This is a genomic window from Acerihabitans sp. TG2 (assembly GCF_035013185.1).
Classification (GTDB): domain Bacteria; phylum Pseudomonadota; class Gammaproteobacteria; order Enterobacterales; family Enterobacteriaceae; genus Acerihabitans.
Genome location: NZ_JAYGJO010000011.1, coordinates 137,525 through 158,207, shown reverse-complemented (window position 1 = coordinate 158,207; position 20,683 = coordinate 137,525). Strand labels below are relative to the sequence as shown.

Below are 20,683 nucleotides of genomic sequence, written 5' to 3'. Positions count from 1 at the left end.
ATTAACCTGGCCACGACCTGGCTATTGCTGAGGATAGCCGCCAGGTTCCGGCTGGATCGGCTAACCGACGGATGAAACTGTCGTCGGTGGCTGGCGTCAGAGCGAATGCTGTCTCAGCGCACTGAGCTGGTCGGATAACAATCGATATTGATAGGCCGGCCGGCCGGCGGAACCGTAAAAGATAGAGGTGTGCAGGGTGCCGGATTCCGCCAGATAAATCAGATATTTTCGGCAGGATACCCGGGAAATTTTGATTTCATTGGCTAAGGTATCGGTAGAAAACTCCAACTGCTGATGCTGTTCAATCCACTCGCAGATGGTGCGCAATGTCACCGCCGTCAGCCCCTTGGGCAGTTTTTTATGCCCGCTTGGCGTGCTGGTGTGGTGCAGTAAACTATCTACGTCCGCCTGCACCACATGTTCATGGTGGTCTAATAATGTCAGTTCCTGGCGGTAGGTGATCAACGCCTGCTCAAACCGCTCAAACTGAAACGGCTTAATGAGATAATCCACCACCCCGTATTTCATGGCTTTTTTTACTGTGGGCACATCGCTGGCGGAGGAGATGATAATAACATCGGTTTGCTCGCTGAAGGCACGAATGGTGGGGAGTAGATCCAGGCCATTATCCTGTTGCATATAAATATCCAGCAGCACCAAATCAATAGGGTGGTCTGGTTCGGTTAACAACCTTTGTGCCTGTTGCAACGTCGATACACTATACAGGCAGCGAAAACCGGCCACCTGCTCCAGATAACATTTATTCAGCTCCGCCACCATGGCGTCATCATCGACTATCATTACATTAATCATAATGTCATCCCGCTTTTACCCGATAAGGGAACGTGACATAGAACTGGGTGTAGACTCCGGGTTCCGATTCATATTCCAGCCATCCGCCGAGTTTTTCCACACTCTGCCGGGCCAGGAAGAGGCCAATACCGCGTCCGTTTCCTTTGGTGGAAAATCCGCGCTGATAGATTTTTTCCTGCAACGATTCGGGGATGCCGGGACCGTCATCGCTAACCGTGCAGTGCAGCATGTCGTTGCGCACATGCAGGCTGAGGGTAATTTCAGCACTTTCCTGACCGGCCAGTGCCTCCATGGCATTTTCAATCAGGTTTCCCAGTACGGTAATTATCGCCGTAGTGGTTTCACCGTTGTCAGTATCTGGCAGCCAACTGTCCTCGGTGAGGCGCAGTGGGATATTGACATCCCGGGCACGATTGATTTTGCCTAAAATGAAACCGGCAATCACTGGAGATTTAATGATCCGAATGATAAGTCCTATTTCATGTTGATAATTGTTCGCCGTTTTTAGAATGTACCCTTCCAGTTCCCGATAATTTTTCAAGTGTAGCATGCCTAAAATGACATGTAGTTTATTCATGAATTCATGAGATTGAACCCGCAATGCATCGGCATAAGTGGACATGCCACTGAGCCGTTCAAGTAATCGACTGACTTCGGTTTTGTCACGAAAGGTGGCAATGGCTCCGATAATTTGTCCGTTGACCAACACCGGTACGGTATTGCTCAACATCACGCCGCCGTTGATCCGGATCTCTTCGTCGCGTCTGGCGATACCGCGTTGCATCACGTCGCCCAGATGCAACGATGCCAGCCATTCGCGGCCTTGCGGGTCTTCGGCGTGGGTACCGATCTGCAATGTATCGTTCAGTGTTGCCGGCGTTAAGCTCGGTGGTTCTACCGTAGTATCGGGGCGCTGCCCGCCAGGAGGATGTTGGTTAAACAACCGTTTGGCCTCGTCGTTAATCAGGGTAATGCGCGTATCAGCGTCCACCGCAATCACCCCCTCTTTAATCGACTGCAACATGGCGTTACGCTCTTCGAATAGATGGGAAATTTCATAGGGTTCGAAGCCCAGCATAATGCGTTTTAGCGCCCTCACCAGCAGCCCGGTACCCAAGACGCCGACAGCGGCACCGATAAGTGCAGTCCACAATAGGTTCCAACGGTTGTGATTGATAATGGCCTGTACCGTGACCAGCGAGGTACCGATGGCAACCACACCAATCTGTTGGTGACCGCTGTCGTAGACGGGGGTAAATACCCGCAACGCTTTGGCCAAGGTTCCCTGGTTAATGGCGCTATTCTCCCGACCTTTGAGCGCGGGAAGAATATCATCACCGATAAAATGCTTGCCGATCAGGCTAGCGGTAGGATGGGCGTAACGAATACCGTGCATATCTGTTATCACCACAAACAGCAGATCCTCTTGTTTATTCACCACCTGGGCCAACCGCTGAATAGCGCCGGGATCGCTTTTGGCGGTTAAACCGTTCACCAGTACCGGGTTCAGCGCCAGGGTGCGGGCGATGGCAAAGGTTTTATCGCGAATATTATTTTCTGCCAACAGGCTGATTTGCCTGAAAAACAACGTATGCACCACCAGCAGCACCGAAATCACGACACTGGTGACCATTAATATCACGGATAAACTGAGTTTAAGCGGGGGTTTTTGCCTGACCATTATTTTTTCCGGCATCAGTTACGCATATGGGCCATTGATGACATGCCCTAAGCCTAACCTATTCGATGCCCCGGGTCTTTGATCACATGACGCAGGCTGTATTAGTGCGGCCTGCATCACGTTAAAATGCAGCCGGTCCATCGTGCGGCACGGATGGACCGGTTAAATCGTGGTTCGATAGCGCTTATACTTTAGAAAAAGCCGTAAGACGCCGCCAATACCCAGCCCATCACACTAGAGACGCCGACCCCGATAAGCCCAACCAGGATAAAGCTGTGGTTGATGACATACTTGCCAATATGGGTGGTGCCGGAGCGGTCAAACTGGATAGCAGCCAGATCGCTGGGGTAGGTAGGTAGAATATAATAGCCGTAGCAGGCTGGGGCCGAGGCGACGATATACGCCGGATCGACGCCGATGGCCAGCGCCAGGGGGACCACCGCCGCCAGTGCCGCTGCCTGGGAGTTGACAAATTTCGACACCACCAGCAGCGCCAGCGCGTAAGCCCATGGATGGACTTTAATGATGGCTCCTAAATTTGCTTCAATTTCTGCCAGATGGGCGCCGAAAATGGTTTCCGCCATCCATGCGATGCCGTACACCGCCACTATGGCGATCATCCCGGAACGAAATACCTCATTTTTCGAGATTTCTGCTGGATTGGTTTTGGTGGCGATAACGATAAGCGCACCCGCAAACAGCATGCACATCTGAATCACTAACACCATCGATAAGGCTTTACCACCAAACACCGGACGTAGACTGGGCACCGCGCCCAAAATGGCGACCGCTGCGATGGTCGCCAGGAAGATCCACATCGCTATCCAATTTTTGCGCGGGAGTTTGCGATTGAGCAGGGTGGCGGTGTCGCCGTAAACATAATGCCGGTTTTCCGGATCGGAGATAAATTTCTGGAAGACTTCATCCTTATCCAGATCCTTGCCGCGAAACCAACTGAAGATACCGATGGCCAAGATGCCGCACAGGGTAGACGGAATGGTGATGGCCAGTAAATCGAGGAAGTCCAGATGCCGTCCGCCAAAGGTAACGTTGCTTAGCATCGCCACCAGAGAAACCACCGCCACCGACACTGGGCTGGCGATAATCCCCATTTGCGCACCAACGGAACTGGCGGCCATTGGCCGTTCGGGGCGGATATTATTCTTAATGGCCACGTCGTAGATAATGGGCAAAATGGTATAAACCACATGGCCGGTACCGCAAAGAATGGTCAGGCAACACGTCACGAAAGGGGCGACGATGGATATATATTTTGGATTGCGTCGCAAAAGCTTTTCAGCGATTTGCAGCATCACATCCAGCCCGCCGGAGGCCTGCAGGGTAGCGGACGCGGCGACCACAGCGATGATCACCAACATCACATCCACCGGAGGTTTACCGGGTTGGATATGGAACACAAACACGAGAATAATCAGCCCAATACCGCCAAATAGGCCGAGCGCAATGCCGCCTTTTTTGGCCCCATATAGCAGGCAGCCCAAAATAACCGCCAGTTGAATAATAAAGTCCATACCATCCTCGATTAACGAAATATCATTATCCCCTTCAACTTTCACGTTGCCGGCGCGTTGACTGCGCATTCACCCAAATCACTTACTGGTGTAAGTTCATTGAGAATCATTCGCGGGCCATCTTGTGGCAACTCAAAATCTATTGGGTATATAACTGTCAGCTTTAAAATCGCAGGTACGAAGACTCTGTGTGTTCACCCTTAAGCAAACTTTGAATTTCGCCCTCGTGCCGCCTGCCCGTACCTCAACATTTTTTAGGAATATATTGTTAGATGCAGATGTAGGTCGCTGCAGTGCTAATATATTCTCATGGTTCTGGCGAACGTTGCGTTATATCTATGAATGGTTTGTTTTCCTGATAATTTTATAAATAAGTGATATGCATCACACTTAATTAATAACGTGCTGGTATAAAAGCCTGAATTAGTTAAGTAACTAAAGAAAGTATTTAAATTAAAGTAATAGAATCCATTTTCGAAAAACACTGGCTTTTGTTAAAGTAACGATCATAAAATGATAAAGGTGATGATGAGTTATACCCTATAACTTTCGAGTTGCAGGAAGGCGGCAAGGGAAAGAACACAATGAGCTTACTCTTGTAAGTGATTCGTGTGACTGAGCGCAGCCAACGTGCCTGCGGTTCGACAGATGACGGGTATATACCCTATGCCATAAATCCGTTTATATACGCAACGCGAGATGATTTCGGCAGGTTAAGTCAAATTATGGGTGAAAAAATACGAGTCGATGGATAGATATTCCCTCTTTTTTGTCGATAATGTGTCAGCAAGTATTATTTGATGCGGATAATGGATGGTTATCCGATTATTTTAGTTAATTAAAGATAATATAATATTTATTTGCATCCTGTATCACCGCCCACGCATCAAAATGTAATACAATAACGCGAAGGAATGTTGATAAAGTGAAAATAATAGCCATTCGCATTCAATTGAAAATGTCATAAACCCGGAAAAGACTAACAATAATTCTACATTGCTCGATGAAAATAACTCTATTCGAACCATGCTGATTACAGATGTTTAACAAGGTCGTTATATTTGGCCCCAGTTTTACAAAGGTGTTTCCCTCATGCTTGAGAATAATTCGCTGCTTACCCAGCACAGTGTTAATCGACGCGATTTTATGAAGCTTTGCACCGCGCTGGCCGCCACTATGGGCTTGAGTGGCAACGCCGCCGCCGAGATGATCAAATCGGTCGGTTCCCCGCAGCGCCCGCCGGTAATATGGATTGGTGCCCAAGAGTGTACCGGATGTACCGAATCGCTGTTACGCGCCACCCACCCTACGCTTGAGAATTTGCTGCTTAGCGTCATCTCCCTGGAGTACCATGAGGTGCTGTCTGCCGCGTTCGGTACCCAGGCCGAAGAGAACAAACATCGGGCCATTGAACGCTATAAAGGCCAATATATTCTAGTGGTGGATGGTTCGATACCGCTGAAAGACGGTGGGGTCTATTGCATGGTGGCCGGCAAACCCATTGTTGAGCATATCCGCGCCGCAGCGGAACATGCGGCGGCGATCATTGCCATCGGATCCTGCTCCGCCTGGGGCGGCGTGCCAGCGTCTGGGGGAAACCCTACTGGCGCCGTCAGCTTGCAAGACGCTCTGCCGGGCAAGACCGTGATCAATATTCCCGGTTGTCCGCCCAACCCGCATAATTTCCTGGCCACCGTCGCGCATATTATCACCTGGCAACGGCCGCCTGCGCTTGATAGCCATAACCGTCCCGCGTTTGCCTACAGCCGACTGATCCATGAAAATTGCGAGCGGCGGGCGCATTTCGACGCCGGCCGGTTTGCCAAACAGTTTGGTGACCACGGCCACCGCGAGGGATGGTGCCTGTACCATCTTGGCTGTAAGGGACCGGAAACCTACGGCAATTGTTCTACGCTACAATTCGACGATCTGGGCGGCGGTATTTGGCCGGTCGGCATTGGCCATCCTTGTTATGGTTGCAATGAACAGGGCGTGGGTTTTACCAAGAGCATCGCGCAACTGGCCAATGTGGCGAATCCCACGCCACGAGTGGAAAAACCCGATGTCGATAAGCCCGAGGGAGGAGATGTGTCGCTAACGGCCGTGGGGTTGATCGGCGGTTTAATTGGCCTGGTGGGTGGCGTGAGCCTGATGACGGTGCGGGAGTTGGGACGCCAGCAAAAGCACCCCGATGATACCCCCAAACCGCCTCGGGAGGAGTAGCCATGAACCGTCGCCATTTTTTTAAACTGGCTACCGGTGGTGCGCTGTTGGCCGGGGTTAATTCTGCCGTTCACGCTGCGGTACCGGCACTGGTAGCACCTTCCGGCGCACTGGGCATGCTCTACGACTCGACGCTTTGCATCGGCTGCCAGGCATGCGTGAGTAAATGCCAACAGGTAAACAGTGCCACCCTCGCTGATCCGCACGACCCGCATGGGCCCTATGCGACGGGTGACGCGACCTGGTCGAATAACGACAAACTGAGCCCTTACACCAACAATATTATCCAGGTTTGGCACAGTGGCAACGGCAGTGAAAAAGACCAATTGGTTAACGGTTACGCTTATATCAAAAAGCAGTGCATGCAGTGTGTCGATCCCAACTGCGTCACAGTGTGTCCGGTGTCGGCGTTAACCAAGGACCCTCGTACCGGCATTGTGCATTACGATGCCGATATCTGCACCGGTTGTCGTTACTGTATGGTGGGCTGCCCGTTTGATGTCCCTAAGTATGATTACGCCAATCCGTTTGGCAAGATTCATAAGTGTGAACTGTGCAATCAAAAGGGTCTGGCACGTCTTGACCAAGGCGGTTTACCCGGCTGTGTTGAGGTGTGTCCCACTGGAGCCATCATTTTCGGTACCCGGGCAGAACTGTTGGACGAGGCCCGGCACCGCTTGAGCCTCAAACCTGGTGACCGCTATGCCTACCCGCGTCAAACCCTTGCTGCCGGCGATCCCAATGAGCAGGCGGTGGCGACGTATCAACCCCACCTGTACGGCGAGACCGAAGGGGGCGGCACCCAGGTGCTGGTTCTGACGGGCGTCCCGTTCGGCAATCTGGAATTGCCGGCGCTCGCTCCCGACTCCACCGGTAGGCGTTCCGAACATCTCCAGCACACCCTGTACCGGGGTATGGTGCTGCCACTGGCTGTGTTGGCCGGTATCACCACCTTGGTCCATCGCAACGGCCGTCGGGAATCTGATGATGGCAAGGATGATAAACATGACGACGCATAAGGCCCGTCCGCTGGGTGGTCGGCTAGTCAGCTGGCCCGTGATGTTATTGGCGCCATTCGCCGTGATGTGCGCGATGCTGATCGTCCGGCGATTGTTTGCCGGCATTGCATCGGTAAGCGCCCTGAATGGGGGATATCCGTGGGGCCTGTGGATTGCATTTGATCTGTTGGTGGGTACCGGATTGGCCTGCGGCGGTTGGGCATTGGCCTGGATGGTTTACGTGTTTAATCGGGGCGAATACCATCCACTGGTGCGTTCGGCGTTGCTGGCCAGCCTGTTTGGTTATTCCATGGGCGGTTTGTCTATCACCATCGACGTGGGTCGCTATTGGAATCTGCCGTACTTTTTTATGCCAAGCCATATTAACACCTCATCGGTGCTGTTCGAGACGGCGGTCTGTATGACCATCTATATCGGGGTTATGGCATTGGAATTTGCCCCGGCGCTGCTGGAACGGTTTGGCTGGCGGGTGCCTCTGCGACGTCTGAATAAAGTGATGTTCTTCCTGATCGCGCTCGGTGCTGTGTTGCCGATGATGCATCAGTCGTCCATGGGGTCGCTGATGATTGTCGCCGGTGCCAAGGTGCACCCACTGTGGCAGAGCTATGAAATGTTGCCGCTATTCTCGCTACTGACTGCATTTATCATGGGTTTTTCCATGGTGGTGTTCGAAGGATCGCTGGTGCGGGCCGGTATGCGCGGAGCGGGTGCGGATGAAACGCCGCTGTTTTATCGCTTATCCCGCATTATTCGGGTGTTCTTGCTGCTATTTATTGTGCTGCGATTCGCCGAACTGATTTGGCGCCATAAAACCGGCTATCTTTGGCATCTCGATCGTTTTGCGCTGTCGTTCTGGGCCGAAATTGTCCTGATGTCGCTGCCGCTGCTGATTTTTAGCCTGCGTGGTTGTCGCCGTGATGCCCGACTGCTGTTTATCGGCGCGCTGAGTATGGTGATAGGATCCGCCTTCTGGCGCATGAACTACTCGCTACTGGCGTTTAATCCTGGCGGGGGTTATCACTACTTTCCCACCGCCAGCGAGATCCTGATCACTCTGGGTTTCATCGCCATAGAGGTCTGTGCCTTTATTTTATTGATTCGGCTGCTGCCGGTGCTGCCCGCGCCGCAACACCCTTCCACCCAAACAGAGGTTGAGCATGAGCCAACGCATCACTATTGATCCTATCACCCGAATCGAGGGACATCTGCGGATCGATTGCGAAATCGAGCAAGGCAAAGTAGTAAAAGCCTGGTCGTCAGGCACAATGTGGCGTGGTATGGAGGAGATCCTGCAAGGCAAAGACCCGCGTGATGCGTGGATTATCGTACAGCGTATTTGCGGCGTATGCACCACGGTGCACGCTATCGCCTCGGTGCGCGCGGTGGAAAATGCGCTCGATCTGTCGGTACCGGTCAACGCGCAGTATATCCGTAATATCATCCTGGCAGCCCACAGTATTCAAGATCACATCGTCCATTTTTATCAGCTTTCTGCCCTGGATTGGGTGGACATTTTGTCCGCGCAGCAGGCCGATCCGCATAAGGCCGCTGCATTATTGAGTGGATTATCGGACTGGCCGCTGAACAGCGCCGCCGAATTTAGCCGGGTACAGCAAAAAATCAAGGATTTAGTGGCCAGCGGCCAATTAGGTATCTTCGCCAACGGGTATTGGGGCCATCCGGCCATGGCATTACCGCCGGAAGTGAACTTGATTGCGGTGGCCCACTATCTGCAAGCGCTGGAATGTCAGCGCGATGCGACGCGTATCGTGGCGTTGCTGGGAGGAAAATCGCCGCATATCCAGAACCTGGCGGTAGGCGGCGTGGCCAATCCGATCAATCTGGATGCGCCGAACGTGCTGAACATGGAACGTTTGATGCTGCTTAAAAGCATTATCGACCGGCTTGGGGACTTTATCGAGCAGGTGTATAAAGTCGATACCGCCGTCATTACCGCCCACTATCCGCAATGGCTGGCATTAGGCAAAGGGGCTGACAATTATCTGAGCGTGCCTGAGCTGCCCACAGACAGCGCTGGCGATCATTTCCTGCTGCCGGGGGGATATTTGCAAGACGGACACTTCCGGCCGATAACCAATCACCGCGATCCCTATTTGCTTAAAGGCATTGAGGAGAGCGCCAAGCACGCGTGGTATCAAGACGATCAGCCGCTGGCACCCTGGGAGGGGCTGACCCGGCCAAACTATACCGGCTGGCAGGACGACGGTAAATACTCTTGGGTCAAAGCACCGACCTTTTATGGCAAGACCGTGGAGACCGGCCCGCTGTCATGGTTATTGTGTGCCCTGGCATCAGGCCATCAGTCAACTCAGCAGCACTTCGCTGCCATTGCTGCCGGCTACCGGCAACTGAGTGGTCAAACGCTCAGCGAGCAACAATTACCGTCTACCGCCGGCCGGATTATTGGCCGAGCGGTTCACTGCTGTGTGTTGCGCGAAACCTTGACACAACAGTGGCAAGCGCTGGTGACCAATATTGGTCAGGGCGATGTGCAAACCTATGTGAAACCGGTATTTCCGGCTACCGGCGAGATCCGTGGTGTTGGGTTTGAAGAGGCGCCGCGCGGCATGCTATCGCATTGGGTGGTGATCAAAGACGGTAAAATCGCCAATTATCAGGCGGTAGTGCCGTCCACATGGAACGCCAGTCCACGCAGTTTTCAGGATGAGCCTGGGCCATATGAGCGGGCGTTGGTAGGTACCCCGGTCGCTGACCCCACCAAACCGCTGGAAGTGGTCAGGACCATCCATTCCTTTGACCCCTGTATGTCCTGTGCCGTGCATATTGTTGATACCACCGGTACGGAAGTGACTCGGGTCAAGGTGCTGTAATGAACATTTTGGTGTTGGGTATCGGTAATTTACTGCTCAGCGATGAAGGTGTGGGCGTCAGGGTGGTGGAAGGGCTGGAGCGGGGTTATTGTTTGCCATCAGGGGTAGACACCCTCGACGGCGGCACATCCGGCATGGAACTGATGGAGACAATGGCCAAACGCGAGCACCTGATCGTGGTGGATGCCGTGCGTACCGGCGCCGCGCCGGGCTCGGTGGTGCTCTTGCACGACAACCAGGTGCCGGCGTTGTTTACCCAAAAAATATCACCGCACCAGTTGGGTTTGTGCGACGTGTTGATGGCACTGCGATTAACGGATGAGTTCCCCAATCGTTTGACGCTGGTGGGTATTGAACCCGAGTCGCTGGCGCCGGGTATCGGCCTGAGCCCAACGGTTAATCGGGCGGTGGCCACGGCCTTGGAACAGGTATTAACGCTGCTTGCCGCTGACGGGGTAAGTACTGTGGCGCGCTCGCCACATGACGTATTAACCCACCACGCTTTTTTATGATAAAGGGATCGGACACATGTCTGAGAATATAATCGGCCTGGCGGATAATCCACAACACCTGCTTGAGCAGTGTTTTAGTGAGATAGCCGACGCGCAGATGCGAGAATTGCCGTTTTATCAAGCGCAGATCCCGGTACGCGCGTGCGGATTCCAGCTGTTTGAACAGCAATGGGTTGGTGTGTTGCTCACGCCCTGGATGCTGAGTCTACTGGTATTGCCGGGCCCGGGGCAACGCTGGCCGCACAAAGCAGTAGGCAGTCGATTGGGGCTGGCGCTACCCTGCGGTAACGTCGGGTTTATCGTCGGTGAAGTGAGTGGCTGCGCCGGGTACTTGGCCAGTTCATTACTGTCGCCGTTGCCTGCCGGGCTTGACGGTGATGCGGCGTTACGTCTGGCGCAACAGTGCGCGCGTATGGCCTTATCATTGCCGGTGCTTGACGTTGACGCGCCGGTCAATCCGTCCCGGCGATCGCTGTTTAGCACACATTGCGCTGCGTTCCATGCATGAACTGAGTCTGTGTCAAAGCGCACTGGAACTGATTGAGCAACAGGCGCGGGCGCATCATGCGCGGCGGGTCACCGCAGTGTGGTTAGAGCTGGGCGCGCTGTCATGTATTGAGGAAAGCGCGCTGCGTTTTGGTTTTGCTTCGGTGTGCCGTAGCACCTTGGCAGAAGGTTGCCGTTTGGAACTCACCATTAAACCGGCCCAGGCGTGGTGCTGGCAGTGCGCCAAGGCGGTTAACATTGAGCGCCACGCCGAAGGTTGTCCTATTTGCGGTGGTTATATGCTGCAAGTACAGGACGGCGATGGTTTGCAGCTGAAACAAATCGAAGTGGAATAATCCAGTCGGCTTAGGCCGCGGCGGTGATAAAAAGGAACAACAATGTGCATCGGCATACCCGGTAAGATTATTGAGGTTGGGGCAGATGCTCAGCAACTGGCCTGGGTGGAAGTGTGTGGCGTGAAACGGGAAATCAATATTGCCCTGGTGTGTGAGGACACACCGGCACAGTTGGTGGGACAGTGGGTGTTAGTGCATGTGGGGTTTGCCATGAGTCTGCTCGATGAATCAGAGGCGCAGGACACGCTGGCGGCGCTGCAGCACATGCGTGCGGTGGGCATGGCGTTGGATGAACCGGTATAATCGAACGGTTCACGCCGATTCCCGCTTTACTGCCGCCGTCAAAGAAATCCCGCAACCTTACCAATCAAACTGGTTTTACTCAGTGCCCCCAGGAGCTTGCGCTCGGTGGGGTTGTTCAGTACCGGCAACCGTTCATAGTTGGTTGATCTGAACGCCTGCCAGCCTTCCTGCAGCGTCTGGGTGTCATACACCACCGGAAAGTGGCGGTTGAGCACGCACTGCATCGGCGCGTCGGCTGTAATGATCTTGTTGAAGACCTTATCGGCAATGTCATGAATCGAGACCACACCCAAAAAACGGCCGTCATTGTCCGTAATATACACATAGCGTAGTTGGCTGGCGATACTGGCTTTTAGCGCTTTTTCCACCGGTTCGTCCGGCGCGAAAGTTAACCCTGGCACCACCAGTTCGGCGATAAGTGTCGTATCGAAGTCATATTTTGCCTCGGCGCGGTGGAAATGGGCCTGCATGCCGGAATAGGCGCCGTAAAACTTGACCCGGTGGGCAATGGCGGCCGCCAGTACGGTCGCCAGCATCATGGGAAACAGCAGTCCGCTGTTAAGGGTCATCTCCAATACCATGAGCATCGCCATCAGCGGCGCCTGGGTCACCGCGCTCAGTACCGACGCCATACCGATGGCGCCAAACAGTACTGCCGGTCCGGCGTCGATCCCAAGTTCCCGGGCGGCAATTGCCATCAATATGCCCAATAGCGCCCCGATCAGCAGCGACGGCGTGAATAAACCGCCGCTGGCTCCCGACCCCGCCGACAGGGCGGTGGCGATGATTTTCAGTGCCAGCAGCAGCGCCAGGCTGTAGGTTAATGCGTCGCCGGACATGATCCGGGTGAGGACGTCATAGCCGTTGCCCAGAATATCCGGTGTTGCTAGTGCCAGCACGCCGACCAGTACACCGCCGGCGCCCAGCCGCAGCGGCAGGCTGGCCACGCCGGAAAACAGTTTTTTGCTGCGCTCAATCAGATACAGCAGCGCCAACCCGACCAGCGCAGCGACCAGACCGATGGCAACGGTCAACACCAGTGCTGACAACGAAAAGGTAAAGGGGGTGGTGGACAAGGGGTAAAGCGACGAACGGTAGCCCAGCAGCCAAAGCGCTATCATGGCGGAACCGGAGGCGATAATCAGCGGGATAACCCGTTGCAGCGCCGTGACGCCAAAGGCGATTTCCGCCACGAAAATGGCCGAGGCCAGCGGTGCATGGTAAACCGAGGCTAGACCACCGGCAGCCGCCATGGCAATGATATCCCCACGCCGATAGACCGGTAACTTGAGCAGATGTTTACCGATCAGGCTGCCGGCCAGCGCTGCAAACTGCACCATCGGGCCTTCGCGGCCGACAGAGGCGCCGGTAGCTATGCTCGACAGTGACGAAAGTCCCCGCAGTAACGACGTACGCACCGGCAGCCGGTTAATTTGCGCGCCGAGAACCTGTAGATAGTCAGTGCTGAGTTTCTCTTGTTTCTCTATACGCCGTGCCGCAGCCATAAATAGCCCAGCTATCACCCCGCCGGCACCCACTACCAGCGGCCATAGATAAACTGGATAACGCGGCATCGCCTGGGTAATGTCTACACTGGTGCCGAAAATAACCCTGGTCAGGCCCTCGATGGCTAACCGGAACATGAATGTCACCATGGCGGCGACTACGCCGATCGGCACTGCTATCAACAGCGTTCGGATGCGTAAACCGGGTTTGTCCTTCGTCTGCTCGGAGATCAACGTCTTGCCCACACCTGTGCATGATGGCCAATAGACTAGCCGTTACCTAGGGGGGAATGCAATCACGGCGTGTTTCAATACCGACGGGTTAAGTGGGGTGGTGACCTTTCGGCATGGCGTGTTCCCGCGATGAACCATTGGACTCGTGGAACCGCGCCGTGTTCCCGCGCGGGTTCCATAGTGTATCGCGAGTGCACCGCGCGCGATGTCATTGCCGCAGTCACCCCGCGGCAACAATGGCAGCTTGGCATTCTAGCCAGTGTGCATGGGTTATTTCTCAAGTAATTCAGCAAATTTCGCCAGCCATTGGGGATGGGCCGGCCAGGCCGGTGCCGTGACCAGGTTATCATCGACGTAGGCTTCATTCACGGCGATGTCCGCGAACTGTCCACCGCTCTGGCTAATTTCCGGCGCACAGGCGGGGTAGGCGCTGCAGATCCGTCCCTTTAGCACGCCGGCTGCCGCCAGGATCTGTGGTCCATGGCACACCGCGGCAATCGGTTTGTGGGCGGCGGCGAAATCCTGTACCAGCGCGATCACCTGCGGGTTCAAGCGCAAATACTCCGGTGCTCTACCGCCGGGGATCAGCAGAGCATCATAATTCACGGCCTTCGTCTGGGCAAAAGTGGCGTTCAGGACAAAACGGTGCCCGGGTTTTTCGCTGTACGTCTGGGCACCATCAAAATCATGGATGGCGGTTAATACATAATCGCCGGCGGTTTTATCGGGACACACGGCATCGACCTGATGACCTATCATCTGTAGCGCCTGGAACGGCACCATGGCTTCGTAATCTTCAACAAAATCGCCGACCAGCATGAGAATTTTTTTGTTTGTCATGATGAGAGTTCTCTGTGACGAACCGACCTTACCAGGCTTCCAACGACATGATTACGGCTTATTTATCAAAGAAGCAGCCTCAGTTGTTTTCTGCCCATGCCCGCTGGTGATGCTCAAAGATCAGGGTGGGGCACAACTAAGGGGTAAAATAGCGCAACCCCGGATACCTTGCCAAGTCATGAATCGATTAACCCGTTTATACCGTGTGTGAGTCACTCCCCCTCCTCATCGGGTGTGGCAGATACAGCGTGTCAATTTGCATAGCATCTGATAGCGTTGCAAAATAGGTGACCACGCGAAGGGAATTCAGTCCGATTAATGCGATATGATCCGGTGCTGGATATTCCAAATCATCAACCGGCCTAAACGATCCATAACATCGAATTTATAAATGATACCTGTGTCAATGTTTGGCCAATTTATTTAGCTACAATAAAATATTAATTAATTTCCTATTTATTTTCTTATGCTGTTTTTAGAAAAAAATAATAATTCCTCACTCCATTCGCTAGACTTGACTGAAATCAAGACAGTGTTAACCCGATCCTTATAACCTACTTACCTAAATTAAAGATTTTTTTGCTTTTCTTGTTTCCAATGGAGTGACTCCATGTCAAAAGAAGAAGATGTATTGATCGACCGAGCGGGTTTGACCGATAAAATCAAGAAATCGCGCATACCTGCCCGGCTTGATTTATTGCAAAGCCTCTCGGGATTGCTGTTATTTCTGTTTATGTGTGGTCATATGTTTTTTGTCGCAACGATCTTGTTGGGACGCGATGTGATGTGGGCCGTGACCAAATTTTTTGAAGGTTATTTTTTTACCGGTGGTAAAAGCTACCCGTGGATCGTTTCCATTGTTGTTGGTGTGGTTGCCGTGCTTTTTGTGGTCCATGCCATGCTGGCGGTAAGAAAGTTCCCTGCCAGTTATAAACAATACCACGCCTATCGCGTCCATATGAAAGGTATGCACCATGGTGATACTACCCTATGGATCTGGCAGGTATATACCGGTTTTGCCTTATTTTTCCTGGCGTCGGCACATCTCTACCAAATGTTTTTCTGGCCGGAAAATATCGGCCCATACGGTTCCGGTGCACGTATGTGGACCGACATGTTGTGGCCTTTCTACCTCATCATGTTATTAGCAATTGAATTACATGGCGGTATTGGCATATATCGTCTGGCGATCAAGTGGTGTATTCCTAATGCGCCGCGCGAAACCCTAAGAAAAGTGAAATGGGGTTTGACCGCTTTTTTCCTTATCATCGGCTTACTGACGTTGGTCGCTTATATGAAGACTGGTTATGACCACAGAGATCATCCTAATGAACGCTACACCCCGTCCTGGGCAGTTGATTCAGTAAATGAGGGTAGCAAATGAAAACTATCGTAACGGACGTATTGGTTATTGGCGGCGGTCTGGCTGGCTTACGGGTCGGTATTGGTGCAAAACGCCGCGGACATGATGTCACTATTCTCTCGTTGGTTCCGCCAAAACGTTCTCATTCCGCTGCCGCCCAAGGCGGTATGCAGGCCTCGCTAGCAAATGTCATCAAAGGACAGGGCGATACTGAGGACATCCATTTCGAAGATACGGTGCGTGGCAGTGACTGGGGGGCGGATCAGGATGTGGTGCGCATGTTTGTCAACACCTCGCCTAAAGCCGTACGCGAACTGGCTGCCTGGGGCTGCCCGTGGAGCCGCATCACCAAGGGTGACCGTGAGGTCATCATCAACAGTCAAAAAGTGACACTTACCGAACGTGAAGAAGCGCAGGGGCTGATTGCGCAGCGCGATTTTGGCGGTACGAAAAAATGGCGTACCTGCTATGTGTCCGATGGTACCGGGCACGCCATGTTGTTTACCGTCAGCGATCGTGCCATTGCTGAAAAAATCACCATTCATGAACGTAAGGAAGCCCTGGCGCTGATTCATGACGGTTCACGCTGTTATGGCGCCATTGTACGCGACCTGATCACCGGAGAACTGGTGGCTTACGTGGCCAAAGCCACCACCATTGCCACCGGCGGTGCCGGCAAACTGTATCGGGTATCCACCAACGCCATCATTTGCGAAGGCATGGGTCATGCGCTGGCGCTAGAGACCGGTGTTACGCCACTGGGTAATATGGAAGCCGTACAATTTCATCCGACCGCTATCGTTCCGGCGGGTATTTTGGTGACGGAAGGCTGTCGTGGCGATGGCGGGTTGCTGCGGGACGTCGATGGTCATCGTTTTATGCCGGACTATGAACCGGAGAAAAAAGAGCTGGCTTCCCGTGATGTGGTTTCTCGGCGGATGGAAGAGCATATTCTTAAAGGCAAGGGCGTAAAATCTCGTTTTGGCGATCATTTATGGCTGGATATCACGCTGCTTGGACGCCATCACATTGAGCATGACCTGCGCGAAGTGAAAGAGATCTGCGAGAGTTTCCTGGGTATTGATCCGGCAGAAAAATGGATCCCGGTTCGTCCGGCGCAGCACTATACTATGGGTGGGGTTCGTACCAAACCAACCGGAGAATCTCCCGCGTTGAAGGGACTGTTTTCCGCTGGGGAAGCCGCGTGTTGGGATATGCATGGTTTTAATCGTTTGGGCGGAAATTCGGTAGCGGAAACCGTGGTCGCCGGCATGATTGTCGGTGAGCATATTGCTGATTTTTGTGATAACACCGCCAATAGTGTCGATATCCCCATGGGATTGGTGAACGAATTTGGTCAACGGGAACAGGCAAAACTCGCCGTGCTGCTCAACGGCAAGGGCACTGAAAATCCCTTTACGCTCAACCTGGAAATGCAGGATGCCATGACCAGCTCCGTGGGTATTTTCCGCGATGGTCCGGCGCTGGAAGCGGGGGTCGCCAAACTGCAGGAATTATTGGTGCGCAGTCGCAATATTGGCGTTGGCAGCAAAGTGGCGGGTGCTAACCCTGAACTGGTGATGGCTTACCGGGTGCAGAAGATGATTAAGTTGGCGCTGACGATTGCCTATGGTGCATTGCAACGTACCGAAAGTCGTGGGGCTCACTTCCGCAAAGATTTCCCGCATCGTGATGATCAGCAGTGGCTCAAACGTACCCTGTCTTTTTGGAAGGATGAAAATGCTACGCTGCCGGAATTACAGTACGAAGCGCAGGACATTATGAAAATGGAACTCCCTCCAGGCTGGCGTGGCTACGGGGCAAAAGATTATATCGAACATCCCGATACGCCCAAGCGTATGACGGAAGTCGAGGAAATCAAAAAACAGATGGTCGGGCAAGATCGCTTTGCCATTCAGAACGCTATCATGCCGTACGAAGATAAGCTGCCCGAAAAACTGCGTGGACGTAATGAACGCATTGATGAGCCCTTGGATAGATGAGCCTACAGATGACAGAAAAACAAAAAGTTGCCACTTCCGACACCACGCTCCCTGCTGCGGCGACTACCGAGCAGAGTGATAGGCCAAAACAAGAGCGGATGTTGACGATCCGGGTATTGCGCTATAACCCACAAGATCCGGATAGCAAGCCGCATATGCAATCCTATCAAATCGAAGAAGCAGAAGGGATGACCCTGTTTATTGCGCTCAATGAAATTCGCCAGTATCAGGATCCAACGCTGCAGTTTGATTTTGTCTGCCGTGCCGGTATTTGCGGCAGTTGCGCGATTATCATCAATGGTCGTCCGCAACTGGCGTGCCGTACATTGACCAAAGCCCTTGGCACCGAAATCTCGTTGACGCCACTGCCGTTCTTTGAACTGATTGGTGACCTGTCCGTCAATACCGGCAAATGGATGCACGGCATGAGCGAACGGCTGGAAAACTGGGTGCATACCAAAGAGCAGGAACTCAATCTGAGTAAAGCCGAGGAACGGATGGATCCGTTGTTGGCCGATAAGATCTACGAACTCGACCGCTGCGTTGAATGCGGTTCTTGTATTGCCGCATGCGGCACTGCGCAGATGAGACACGATTTTGTGGGGGCGGTAGGCTTGGGTAAAATCGCGCGTTTTCGTATGGATCCCCGCGATGAGCGCAGCGATGAGGACTATTATGAGGTTATCGGTGATGATAATGGCGTCTTTGGATGTATGTCATTGCTCGGCTGCCATGATGTCTGTCCGAAACAGTTGCCGCTGCAGACACAAATCGCATTTTTACGTAGGAAAATGGCCACCATCAGCTGCAAGACGGTTTATTAATTAAGCCGCAGTAGGCAGATATCCTTCTGGTACCATCAGGAGCCGTGAGCTGACGCCACGGCTCCGTCTATCTTATATCATACCCACGCTTTTCGGTATTGGCCGTTACCCATGCCGCATTGTCCGCCCTAGACTCACCAACCTCTCTGCTGCTGGACATCGATAGGGTTGATTTCCCGACCCAAGGCCAGCAAACCAAGGATCACCACGAATTTCGTCGGGGTTTAACGTAAGTTCGCTGGGAAATCCGCGGGCAGCTCGCTGGCGGGGCAGTCAATCACCTGGTCATTGTCCACACCGCAATCGCGGACAAAGGTAATGGTGGCGAATTCATCGATCACTTCGGTGGGATAAGCCGGTCCTGCGGTGCGATAAGACTCCATTTGCGCGATATGATCATTTTGAAAACACACGGTCTTCTCCGGATGGTTTATCACCCAACGTGGGAAAAATATCGTGCCGTGAAATAACCGATCGGTCAGGTTGGCGATCAAACTCACGTCGGTGCCGGTGGGTTCGGTCCATGAAATTTTATAGGTTTCTTCCGCCACCCGGTTGATAAACGCGGTTTGGTTTTTGACCCAGCGATTGGCCACGATGCCGCTGTGGATTCGGTAGTCCAGCGTGGTGGCATTTTTAACGTAGATTTCATAATTCCAACCATTATCGTAGGTATAAACCAGATGTTTACCTAAAAAATGGCTTAAATCGTGCTTATCAAAATGTGCCATAACTCACCTCAATTGTGTGGATTAAATAACCTACTGGCAGCATACGTTGATATTTTTCGAATAATAAGCGTAAATTATCGATACAATTAATCGATTTTTTAGACCTGTTGGTAATATGAACCGCACGACACTCGAACAATGGTTGACGTTAAAAGAGGTGGTCGATAGCGGCAGTTATGCCCGCGCGGCCGACAAACTCAATCGCAGCCAATCCACCATCAGCTACACGTTGAGCACCCTGCAACAGCGACTGGGTATCAAGCTGTTGCGTACGGCGGGACGGCGGGCTGAACTGACCGCCGAAGGGGAACAATTACTGGCCCAGGCGCGGGTATTGCTAAGCGGTTTTGACGGACTGGAACAAAATGCTAGGCTGCTGCTGCAAGGCTCGCCGTTGCGCATCAATATTCGCATTGATGCTATGCTGCCCAAGTCAATTGTGTTTAATGCACTTAAAAAATTTAATCAGATCTATCCCCAGGTCCATATCGAGCTGGTGGAAATTTTGCGTGGTGAAACCGCAAACGCGTTAGAGAATGCCGGTGGTGATATTTTTCTGTGTGCTGATTTACCGGAACAGTGGGTGAGTGAAAGTGAGTATTTGCTCGATATTCCTTTTGTCGCGGTTGCGGCAAAGCAGCACCCCTTGCTGCAACTGGGCGTCCCCTTGACCTTTGCCCAATTGTCCCCCTATCGGCGGGTGGTCATTTCAGAACGGCTGACACGCGACAAACGGCCGTCCCGTCAGTTGGAAAGCCAGCCGTTATGGTCGTTCTCCACCTTTGATTCCGCGCTACAAGCCGTGCGTTCCGCCGTGGGGTATGGTTGGTTGCCACTGGAACTGATTAACCCCTATTTGCAACAGGGTGAACTGGTTACATTGCCTTTGATTACCGGGTCGACACGCTACACCCCCATCTTCCTGGTGTTTGGCAAACCGCAAAGCCAGGTCGGCCCGGTACTGCGTGAATTTGCAGATCTGATCAGAGAACAGGTTAAGGGGTGGAAATAAATGGATTTTTTAGGGTAATTTAGTGGTCATCGGATAATGGTTATCGAAAGCGGATATCCATCCCAGAATGAGTGAATAAAACCAATCCTTTTTCTCTATAACCCTTAACCGGGCCAATAGAGAATGTCATTCAAACCGTGATGATGATCTTGAAATAACCTCATTTAATGACGAAAATATATTAAGGAACTATTTCAATGAATAGTCTATTGTCAAACGTCAAACGGATTATTTATGCTATCCCGTCATGCTGTACAGGCAGATAGGTTGGTTGTGCTCGCACACCACGGCCTTTTACCGGTGTAATTACCTTAAAATTCATTGCATTTTTGTCTTGCCTTCACGCCAATAATTAGAATACATATGCTAAATTTTTACACATAAATTTGTTGTT

Annotated in this window: 18 protein-coding genes; 12 read left to right on the top strand and 6 right to left on the bottom strand. The window is 52.6% G+C overall.

All coding sequences use genetic code 11. The features are described from left to right. Nucleotides 1-96 precede the first annotated feature (96 nt). The 3 genes from dcuR to SJI19_RS12220 form a co-directional block, all read right to left on the bottom strand. Nucleotides 97-813 carry a two-component system response regulator DcuR gene (gene dcuR, locus SJI19_RS12230; protein ID WP_323478536.1) on the bottom strand — a complete coding sequence of 239 codons (717 nt, stop codon included), beginning with the start codon at nucleotides 811-813 and terminating at the stop codon, nucleotides 97-99. Nucleotides 814-817: 4 nt separating this feature from the next. After that, nucleotides 818-2,494 carry a sensor histidine kinase gene (locus SJI19_RS12225; RefSeq protein WP_323478535.1) on the bottom strand — a complete coding sequence of 559 codons (1,677 nt, stop codon included), beginning with the start codon at nucleotides 2,492-2,494 and terminating at the stop codon, nucleotides 818-820. Nucleotides 2,495-2,685: 191 nt separating this feature from the next. Next, nucleotides 2,686-4,026, bottom strand: a complete 1,341-nt coding sequence (locus SJI19_RS12220; RefSeq protein WP_323478549.1) for an anaerobic C4-dicarboxylate transporter — start codon at nucleotides 4,024-4,026, stop codon at nucleotides 2,686-2,688. A gap of 1,092 nt (nucleotides 4,027-5,118) precedes the next feature. Between SJI19_RS12220 and hybO the strand changes: the two genes are divergently transcribed. Genes hybO through hybG form a run of 8 tightly spaced genes read left to right on the top strand, consistent with a single transcriptional unit; the run spans nucleotide 5,119 to nucleotide 11,777 of the window. Then, nucleotides 5,119-6,249 carry a hydrogenase 2 small subunit gene (hybO, locus tag SJI19_RS12215; protein WP_323478534.1) on the top strand — a complete coding sequence of 377 codons (1,131 nt, stop codon included), beginning with the start codon at nucleotides 5,119-5,121 and terminating at the stop codon, nucleotides 6,247-6,249. A 2-nt stretch (nucleotides 6,250-6,251) separates the two neighbouring features. Beyond that, nucleotides 6,252-7,268, top strand: coding sequence for a hydrogenase 2 operon protein HybA (hybA, locus tag SJI19_RS12210; protein WP_323478533.1), 1,017 nt, complete (start codon nucleotides 6,252-6,254; stop codon nucleotides 7,266-7,268). Then, a complete protein-coding gene (gene hybB, locus SJI19_RS12205; protein WP_323478532.1) occupies nucleotides 7,255-8,448 on the top strand; it encodes a Ni/Fe-hydrogenase cytochrome b subunit in 1,194 nt (397 codons plus the stop codon). Before hybA ends, hybB begins: the two co-directional genes overlap by 14 nt. Further along, nucleotides 8,426-10,120 carry a hydrogenase 2 large subunit gene (hybC, locus tag SJI19_RS12200; protein WP_323478531.1) on the top strand — a complete coding sequence of 565 codons (1,695 nt, stop codon included), beginning with the start codon at nucleotides 8,426-8,428 and terminating at the stop codon, nucleotides 10,118-10,120. The genes hybB and hybC overlap by 23 nt, the downstream gene beginning before the upstream one ends. After that, nucleotides 10,120-10,632 carry a HyaD/HybD family hydrogenase maturation endopeptidase gene (locus SJI19_RS12195; RefSeq protein ID WP_323478530.1) on the top strand — a complete coding sequence of 171 codons (513 nt, stop codon included), beginning with the start codon at nucleotides 10,120-10,122 and terminating at the stop codon, nucleotides 10,630-10,632. The genes hybC and SJI19_RS12195 overlap by 1 nt, the downstream gene beginning before the upstream one ends. A gap of 16 nt (nucleotides 10,633-10,648) precedes the next feature. Continuing rightward, on the top strand, nucleotides 10,649-11,140 hold the full coding sequence (hybE, locus tag SJI19_RS12190) for a hydrogenase-2 assembly chaperone (RefSeq protein WP_323478529.1): 492 nt from the start codon (nucleotides 10,649-10,651) through the stop codon (nucleotides 11,138-11,140). Continuing rightward, nucleotides 11,133-11,474: a hydrogenase maturation nickel metallochaperone HypA gene (gene hypA / locus SJI19_RS12185; protein ID WP_323478528.1), complete on the top strand. Its 342-nt coding sequence runs from the start codon at nucleotides 11,133-11,135 to the stop codon at nucleotides 11,472-11,474. Before hybE ends, hypA begins: the two co-directional genes overlap by 8 nt. 42 nt (nucleotides 11,475-11,516) lie before the next feature. Further along, a complete protein-coding gene (hybG, locus tag SJI19_RS12180; protein ID WP_323478527.1) occupies nucleotides 11,517-11,777 on the top strand; it encodes a hydrogenase maturation factor HybG in 261 nt (86 codons plus the stop codon). 38 nt (nucleotides 11,778-11,815) lie between these two features. Here hybG and SJI19_RS12175 read toward each other — a convergent pair whose 3' ends face one another. Together SJI19_RS12175 and SJI19_RS12170 are read right to left on the bottom strand one after the other, a co-directional pair. Next, nucleotides 11,816-13,528, bottom strand: a complete 1,713-nt coding sequence (locus SJI19_RS12175; protein ID WP_323478526.1) for a chloride channel protein — start codon at nucleotides 13,526-13,528, stop codon at nucleotides 11,816-11,818. A 258-nt stretch (nucleotides 13,529-13,786) separates the two neighbouring features. Continuing rightward, the gene (locus SJI19_RS12170) at nucleotides 13,787-14,356 is read right to left on the bottom strand and encodes a DJ-1/PfpI family protein (RefSeq protein WP_323478525.1); all 570 of its coding nucleotides are present in this window, start codon (nucleotides 14,354-14,356) and stop codon (nucleotides 13,787-13,789) included. Nucleotides 14,357-14,966: 610 nt separating this feature from the next. On the opposite strand from SJI19_RS12170, the gene SJI19_RS12165 reads away from it, so the two are divergent. Genes SJI19_RS12165 through SJI19_RS12155 form a run of 3 tightly spaced genes read left to right on the top strand, consistent with a single transcriptional unit; the run spans nucleotide 14,967 to nucleotide 18,546 of the window. Then, complete coding sequence (locus SJI19_RS12165; RefSeq protein ID WP_323478524.1) at nucleotides 14,967-15,740, top strand: fumarate reductase cytochrome b subunit; 774 nt, start codon at nucleotides 14,967-14,969, stop codon at nucleotides 15,738-15,740. Continuing rightward, nucleotides 15,737-17,722 carry a fumarate reductase flavoprotein subunit gene (locus SJI19_RS12160; RefSeq protein WP_323478523.1) on the top strand — a complete coding sequence of 662 codons (1,986 nt, stop codon included), beginning with the start codon at nucleotides 15,737-15,739 and terminating at the stop codon, nucleotides 17,720-17,722. The genes SJI19_RS12165 and SJI19_RS12160 overlap by 4 nt, the downstream gene beginning before the upstream one ends. A gap of 8 nt (nucleotides 17,723-17,730) precedes the next feature. Next, nucleotides 17,731-18,546 carry a fumarate reductase iron-sulfur subunit gene (locus SJI19_RS12155; RefSeq protein WP_323478522.1) on the top strand — a complete coding sequence of 272 codons (816 nt, stop codon included), beginning with the start codon at nucleotides 17,731-17,733 and terminating at the stop codon, nucleotides 18,544-18,546. 224 nt (nucleotides 18,547-18,770) lie between these two features. Here the strand turns inward: SJI19_RS12155 and SJI19_RS12150 are convergent, their stop codons facing one another. Continuing rightward, the gene (locus tag SJI19_RS12150; RefSeq protein WP_323478521.1) at nucleotides 18,771-19,277 is read right to left on the bottom strand and encodes a phenolic acid decarboxylase; all 507 of its coding nucleotides are present in this window, start codon (nucleotides 19,275-19,277) and stop codon (nucleotides 18,771-18,773) included. A 115-nt stretch (nucleotides 19,278-19,392) separates the two neighbouring features. Here SJI19_RS12150 and SJI19_RS12145 point away from each other — a divergent pair, with 115 nt between their 5' ends. Beyond that, nucleotides 19,393-20,289, top strand: coding sequence for a LysR family transcriptional regulator (locus SJI19_RS12145; RefSeq protein WP_323478520.1), 897 nt, complete (start codon nucleotides 19,393-19,395; stop codon nucleotides 20,287-20,289). Nucleotides 20,290-20,683 lie beyond the last annotated feature (394 nt).

What these genes read in the sequence shown, in the direction of transcription:
- dcuR (WP_323478536.1), bottom strand. Translation starts at nt 813, where the DNA reads ATGATTAATGTAATGATAGTCGATGATGACGCCATGGTGGCGGAGCTG.
- SJI19_RS12225 (WP_323478535.1), bottom strand. Translation starts at nt 2,494, where the DNA reads ATGGTCAGGCAAAAACCCCCGCTTAAACTCAGTTTATCCGTGATATTA.
- SJI19_RS12220 (WP_323478549.1), bottom strand. Translation starts at nt 4,026, where the DNA reads ATGGACTTTATTATTCAACTGGCGGTTATTTTGGGCTGCCTGCTATAT.
- hybO (WP_323478534.1), top strand. Translation starts at nt 5,119, where the DNA reads ATGCTTGAGAATAATTCGCTGCTTACCCAGCACAGTGTTAATCGACGC.
- hybA (WP_323478533.1), top strand. Translation starts at nt 6,252, where the DNA reads ATGAACCGTCGCCATTTTTTTAAACTGGCTACCGGTGGTGCGCTGTTG.
- hybB (WP_323478532.1), top strand. Translation starts at nt 7,255, where the DNA reads ATGACGACGCATAAGGCCCGTCCGCTGGGTGGTCGGCTAGTCAGCTGG.
- hybC (WP_323478531.1), top strand. Translation starts at nt 8,426, where the DNA reads ATGAGCCAACGCATCACTATTGATCCTATCACCCGAATCGAGGGACAT.
- SJI19_RS12195 (WP_323478530.1), top strand. Translation starts at nt 10,120, where the DNA reads ATGAACATTTTGGTGTTGGGTATCGGTAATTTACTGCTCAGCGATGAA.
- hybE (WP_323478529.1), top strand. Translation starts at nt 10,649, where the DNA reads ATGTCTGAGAATATAATCGGCCTGGCGGATAATCCACAACACCTGCTT.
- hypA (WP_323478528.1), top strand. Translation starts at nt 11,133, where the DNA reads ATGCATGAACTGAGTCTGTGTCAAAGCGCACTGGAACTGATTGAGCAA.
- hybG (WP_323478527.1), top strand. Translation starts at nt 11,517, where the DNA reads ATGTGCATCGGCATACCCGGTAAGATTATTGAGGTTGGGGCAGATGCT.
- SJI19_RS12170 (WP_323478525.1), bottom strand. Translation starts at nt 14,356, where the DNA reads ATGACAAACAAAAAAATTCTCATGCTGGTCGGCGATTTTGTTGAAGAT.
- SJI19_RS12165 (WP_323478524.1), top strand. Translation starts at nt 14,967, where the DNA reads ATGTCAAAAGAAGAAGATGTATTGATCGACCGAGCGGGTTTGACCGAT.
- SJI19_RS12160 (WP_323478523.1), top strand. Translation starts at nt 15,737, where the DNA reads ATGAAAACTATCGTAACGGACGTATTGGTTATTGGCGGCGGTCTGGCT.
- SJI19_RS12155 (WP_323478522.1), top strand. Translation starts at nt 17,731, where the DNA reads ATGACAGAAAAACAAAAAGTTGCCACTTCCGACACCACGCTCCCTGCT.
- SJI19_RS12150 (WP_323478521.1), bottom strand. Translation starts at nt 19,277, where the DNA reads ATGGCACATTTTGATAAGCACGATTTAAGCCATTTTTTAGGTAAACAT.
- SJI19_RS12145 (WP_323478520.1), top strand. Translation starts at nt 19,393, where the DNA reads ATGAACCGCACGACACTCGAACAATGGTTGACGTTAAAAGAGGTGGTC.